The sequence below is a fragment of the Dietzia sp. DQ11-71 genome, from assembly GCF_014144995.1.
Lineage (GTDB): Bacteria > Actinomycetota > Actinomycetes > Mycobacteriales > Mycobacteriaceae > Dietzia > Dietzia kunjamensis.
On sequence record NZ_JAALDT010000159.1, the window covers coordinates 22,818 to 28,817 of the forward strand.

Here is a 6,000-nt window from a genome sequence, read left to right on the forward strand (position 1 = left end):
GTGCCGTCCAGGGCCGACCACAGCGCCTAGCGCAGCCGGCGGGGCCCCTCGTCGGCGCTGAACCTGGGAGGCGGCCCCAGCCGGACCGTTGCGTAGAGCACCGCGAGACCGTCGGGTCCGGCGAGCGCCGGGTCCACCGACAGGCGCCGCATCTCCGGCACGTCCTCTACCAGGCATGAAACCCGCCCCATGAGCTCCACCAACGCGTCACGGTCCACAGGCGCGTCCCCGGCATACCCGTCGAGGAGCGCTGCGGCCCGGGGCCGGTCGAGCAGGGCGGCCGCCTCGCGGGGTGAGATCGGCAGCGTGCTGAACGCCCGGTCGGCCAGCAGATCCGACAACATCCCGGACAGTCCGAACGAGATGAGGGTGCCGAAGATCGGGTGATCGGCGACCCGGATGGTCACGGCGACCCCCTTGGTCGCCATCTTCTGCACGTGCAGGGAACGTGAGCCCGTCGTGGACTGGAGGAACGCGAAGGCATGCCGCACCGCGGCAGAGTCGACGAGGTCGAGTCGCACCCCGGACTGATCGCTGCGGGTCCGCCACCGGTCACTCATCGCCTTGACCGCCACCGGGTAGCCCAACTCGTCGGCGGCCATCACGGCCTGGTCGACATCCGTCACGACGCGGTAGTCGACGATGTCGATCCCATAGCACTCCAACAGGGCCCGGACCTGGCCCTGCGTGAGCTCGAACGACTCGGTTCCGGCGTGGAGCTGGCAGAGCGAGTCCACGAGCTCCCGCGCGCGTGCGCGGTCGATGTCCTCGTACTCGGCGGGCTCCTCGGCCGGCTTGTCGAGCCACTCGGCGTACCGGCGGGCGCGCACCAGTGCGGACACCGCTCGTTCGGGATACGGGTAGGAGGGTATCGAGCCCCGCGCCGCCACCCCGGACTCGTCGGTCACCGTCAGTCCCTCCGGCAGCCCTTCCCCCGCGAGGAAGGTACTCACCACGGGCTTGCTGCTCTCGCCCGCGGCGGTACGGATCGCCTCGGCATAGGCGTCGGGTTCCGTCGCGACCGGAGGGACGAACACCGTCAGGACCGAGTCGACCTCGTCACGTGCGAGGACGTCCGCGATCGCCTCGCGGAACTCCTCCGGGGACGCGCCGGCACCCAGATCGACCGAATGCGCCACGGTGAAGCCCTGTTGACGCGCGGAGTCCCCGCCGAGGCGTCCGACCGCGGAGGAGTTGCCGACGATGCCGAGGCGACCTCCCGTGGGCAGCGGTTGGTAGGCCAGGAGCGTGGCGGTGTCGAACATGTCCGTGATGGAATCCACCTGGATGAGGCCGGAGTCGCGGAACAGTCCACCGATGGCGTTCGCCGTCAGCCCCTCGACGCCCGACTCCAGATCGTCGGCCGCTCGGCGGACCACCACCACCGGCTTGTTGCGCGCCACGCGCCGGGCGATCCGGGAGAACTTGCGGGCGTTACCGAAGCTCTCCAGGTAGAGCAGCACCACCTCGGTGGCGGTGTCGGTGTCCCAGTACTGCAGCAGGTCGTTGCCGGAGACGTCGGCGCGGTTACCGGCGGAGACGAACGTGGACAGCCCGAGCCCACGTCGGGCCGCGGCGGCGAGGATGGCGATCCCGAGCGCACCCGACTGGCAGAAGAACCCCGTGCGGCCGGGTCCCGGAACGACTTCTGCGAGGGTCGCGTTGAGCTGCACGTCGGGTGAGGTGTTGATCACCCCGAGCGCGTTGGGGCCGACCACGCGCATCCCGTGGGCGCGGGCCTCGCTGACCAGACGCCGTTCGGAGACGACGCCGGCGCTGCCGACGTCCGAGAACCCGGCGGAGATGACGACGAGGGTCGACACGCCCTTCGACAGGCAGTCGTCGAGGACTTCCGACATGGACGCCGCCGGTACTGCCACTACCGCGAGGTCCACGGGATCCGGGATGTCCCTGACGCTCGGATAGGCGCGCACGGACTGCACCGACGTGGCATCGGAATTGACGGGGTACACGGGACCGGAGAACCCGTTGCCGATGAGGTTGCGCAGTACCGTGTGCCCGATCTTGCCCACCTGGTCCGAGGCGCCGATCACGGCGACGGAACTGGGGTTGAGCACACGCGCCAGACTCCGTGCCTCCGCCGCCGCCTCCCGCGAGTTCCGGACATTGGTCAGGGCCTCGGATGGGTCGATCGCGAACTCCAGGTGGAGAGTGGACCCATCGAACGAACGGGAGATCTCGTACCCGGCCCGCCGGAACACCTGGATCATCGACCGGTTCTCGGAGAGCACCTCGGCCTCGAAGTGGTCGATCCCGCATTCGGCCGCGGCGCCGGCCAGGTGCTCGAGGAAGATCGACCCCAGCCCACGCCCCTGATGCTGGTCGGAGATGGTGAACGCGACCTCGGCGAAGGTCGAGTTCGGCAGTCGCTCGTAGATCGCCATGCCGATGACCTCCGCGCCCAACTCGGCGACGAACGCCATCCGGTCGCGGTAGTCGACGTTGGTCATCCAGGCGAGTTCACGGTCGGACAGCACATCGTGCGATCCGAAGTAACGCAGGTAGCGGGTGCGCTCGGACAGGCTGGTGTGGAACCGGGAGATCTTCTCGGCGTCGTTGGGCAGGATCGGCCGCACGCGCACGGCCCGCCCGTCGGATCCGAGTACGTCCGCAGCCCACTCGTGGGGATAGCCCTCCGGGTACTCGTCGACGGAGGTGTCGGTCGACGCGTGCTCGGGTGGGTCCACCGCCGGGGTGGCGTCGGTCGGGTTCTCGGTCACCGTGTCAACTGTCTCGCGGTCGCCGGGGTGCGCCATGGGGTCCTCCAGGGACTGAGGGGTAGGGGGTCGATGAGTCTGTTGCAGCGCTGCCGGTCAGTCGCGGGGATCGTCCGGGTCGAGTCCGAGCAGGGGGTAGACCGAGCGGCGGGTGTCGAGGATCGACTGGTCGAGTCGGGCGAGCGAACGATCCATCTCCACCCCCCGATCGGATCCCGCGGGCTCCCACGGGGTGTAGCCGGGGGTCTCCCCGTCCCCCATCGTCTGCGGGACGCGGTCGGGGACGGTGAACCTGCCGGCCGCGGCCCGCCACTGGTCCGGGATCGCGGTCGCCGGGTCGAGCGGGACCCCCAGCACGGCAGCGATGAGGTGGGTCCACGACCGCGGGACCACCCGCACCAGTTCGTAGCCGCCCCCGCCGATCGCGATGAGTCTCCCTTCGCAGAGTTCGTCAGCCAGCGCCACGACCTCCAGATACGACTGCCGGTGACCGTCGACGGTCAACGAGAGGTCGGCGAGCGGGTCTTCACGGTGCGAGTCGCACCCGGCCTGCATGACGATGATCTGGGGTTCGAACGTCCGCAGCACTCCGGGGACCACGGCGTGGAAGCCCCGCAGCCAGAGATCATCGGTGACCGCGGGGAGGTACGCCAGGTTGACGGCGGTGCCCTCCGCGCGGCCGACACCGGTCTCCGACGCCCAGCCGGTGGACGGCCACAGGGTGGCTGGGTGCTGGTGCAGGGACACCGTCAGGACCCGCGGGTCCTCGTAGAACGCGGTCTGGACGCCGTCCCCGTGGTGGACGTCGATGTCGACGTAGGCGACGCGGTCGTACCCGTTGTCGAGCAACCAGCTGATCGCCACCGCCGCGTCGTTGTAGACGCAGAACCCGGCGGCGGCAGCGGGCATGGCGTGGTGCATCCCCCCGGCGACGGAGACCGCACGCGTCGCGGCCCCGCTGGCGATGGCCCGGGCGGCCGTCAGCGTGCCGCCCGCGACCGCCGCGCTGGCCTCGTGCATCGCCGGGAACGTCGGGTTGTCGGCCGTCCCGAGCCCGTGGCTCATCCCGACATGCTCACCGGGCGGCAGGTCGCCGGCGGCCTTGACGGCGTCGATGTAGCGGGAGGTGTGGACCCTCAGTAGCTCGTCCTCGCTGGCCGACCCGGGGTCCAGCATCTCGACACCCTGCAGGACGCCGAGCTCGGTCGCGAGCGACATGGTCAGATCGAGCCGCCGTGGACTCATCGGGTGGTCAGCGGAATGCCGGTACTCCAGCAATGACGGACTCCACACGACCTTCGCCGCGACGCCGTCCCCGATCCCGGCCATAGCCACCGTCCTCCCGTGGGCCGGGTCGTTCCCGGCCCGAGCACCCCGAGCGAGCAGTGGGGCACGTCACCCGTGAATCTACGCGTGTGGCACCGGGCCCGGCCCCCGAATGTCCGCTCTCCACCCCGGTCGGTGGCCCGACGGTAGTCTCGGAGGCAGAACCCTGAGGGCGCCCGCGCCTGCGGGGAGTCGCACACCTATCGACGATCCGACCGTGGAGGACTGCAGCGTGAAGGACCTGGTGGACACCACCGAGATGTACCTCCGCACCATTTACGAACTCGAGGAGGAAGGCGTGATCCCGCTGCGGGCGAGGATCGCGGAGCGCCTCGAGCAGAGCGGGCCGACCGTGAGCCAGACCGTCGCGCGGATGGAGCGCGACGGGTTGGTCCTCGTGGCCCCCGACCGGCATCTCCAGCTCACCGCCACGGGCAGGGAACTCGCGGTGGGTGTGATGCGTAAGCACCGCCTCGCCGAGCGTCTCCTGGTCGACGTGATCGGACTGGAGCTCGAGAAGGTCCACGCCGAGGCGTGCCGCTGGGAGCACGTGATGAGCGACGACGTCGAGCGGCGGCTCATCGAGGTCCTCGATGACCCCCGGACCTCTCCCTACGGCAACCCGATCCCCGGGCTGGAGCGGATCGGGTACCCCGCCTCCGCCCTCGACGACCCCAACCAGATCAGGCTCTCGGCGCTGGAGAGTGACGTGGCCCACCGGGTCCGGATCCGGGCGATCGGTGAGAACGTGCAGATCGACACGGAACTGATCTCCGAGCTCCGGGCCGCGGGCGTCGAACCGCTCAGAACCGTCACCGCCACCCGCCGCGGGCACCTCGTCGAGCTCGACTCCGGTGAGGGGCGCACGGTGGAACTCGACGGCGACCACGCCCACGCCATCCAGGTCGAGATCGTCTCGTGAAGCTGCTCGTCACCGGCGGCGCCGGGTATGTCGGCGGGGTCTGCGCGACGGTCCTGATCGAGCGCGGTCACGAGGTGGTGGTGCTCGACGACCTGTCCACGGGTAACCGGGACGGGGTTCCCGAGGGGGCGACGTTCGTCGAGGGGGACGTGGCCGTACGCGCGCCGGAGGTTCTCGACTCCTCGTTCGACGGTGTCCTGCACTTCGCCGCGCGTTCACTCGTCGGCGAGTCCGTCGAGAAGCCCGGGGAGTACTGGCAGGGCAACGTCGTCACGTCCCTGGCCCTCCTCGACGCGATGCGTGAGTCCGGGGTGGGCAACCTGGTGTTCTCCTCCACCGCCGCCACCTACGGCGAGCCCGAGCAGGTCCCCATCACCGAGGACATGCCCACGCGTCCGACCAACACCTACGGGGCCACCAAACTCGCGATCGATCACGCCATCACGTCGTACGCCACCGCGTACGGTCTCGCCGCGACCAGCCTGCGCTACTTCAACGTCGCCGGGGCCTATCACGGTGCGGGCGAGAACCGGGTCGTGGAGACCCACCTCATCCCCCTCGTGCTGCAGGTCGCGCTCGGCCATCGCGCCGATATCAAGGTCTTCGGTGACGACCGGCCCACCCCCGATGGCACGTGCATCCGCGACTACATCCACGTCGCCGACCTCGCCGACGCCCATCTGCTGGCGCTGGAGACCAACACTCCCGGCACCCACCGGGTGCTCAACCTGGGCAGCGGTGAGGGGTTCTCCGTCCGTGAGGTCATCGACGTGTGCCGGGAGGTCACCGGACATCCCATCCCCGACGTCGTCGCCCCACGTCGCGCCGGCGACCCGGCGGTGCTCGTGGCCTCCAGCGCCCGGGCGATCGCCGAACTCGGGTGGAACCCCTCCCGCACCGACCTGCGTACGGTCGTCGAGGACGCCTGGGCGTTCACCGAGGCGCTCGGCGACCGCGCGCACTCGGCTCCGCGCTGACCCGGAGCGGCTCAGGCGGCCGCGGCCACCTGCCTGA

Annotated in this window: 4 protein-coding genes; 2 read left to right on the top strand and 2 right to left on the bottom strand. The window is 70.2% G+C overall.

Annotation, left to right across the window (positions count from 1 at the left end; translation table 11 throughout):
* Positions 1–26: 26 nt before the first annotated feature.
* A complete protein-coding gene (locus G6023_RS06625; protein ID WP_182634578.1) occupies positions 27–2,777 on the bottom strand; it encodes a bifunctional acetate--CoA ligase family protein/GNAT family N-acetyltransferase in 2,751 nt (916 codons plus the stop codon).
* 57 nt (positions 2,778–2,834) lie between these two features.
* Positions 2,835–4,067 (bottom strand): acetoin utilization protein AcuC, encoded by a 1,233-nt coding sequence (locus tag G6023_RS06630; RefSeq protein WP_096905527.1) that lies wholly within the window; start codon positions 4,065–4,067, stop codon positions 2,835–2,837.
* A gap of 229 nt (positions 4,068–4,296) precedes the next feature.
* Between G6023_RS06630 and G6023_RS06635 the strand changes: the two genes are divergently transcribed.
* Entirely contained in the window at positions 4,297–4,986 is a 690-nt protein-coding gene (locus tag G6023_RS06635) for an iron-dependent transcriptional repressor DtxR (RefSeq protein ID WP_069390229.1), read from the top strand.
* Positions 4,983–5,963, top strand: a complete 981-nt coding sequence (gene galE / locus G6023_RS06640; RefSeq protein WP_182634580.1) for a UDP-glucose 4-epimerase GalE — start codon at positions 4,983–4,985, stop codon at positions 5,961–5,963. The genes G6023_RS06635 and galE overlap by 4 nt, the downstream gene beginning before the upstream one ends.
* Positions 5,964–6,000: the final 37 nt, after the last annotated feature.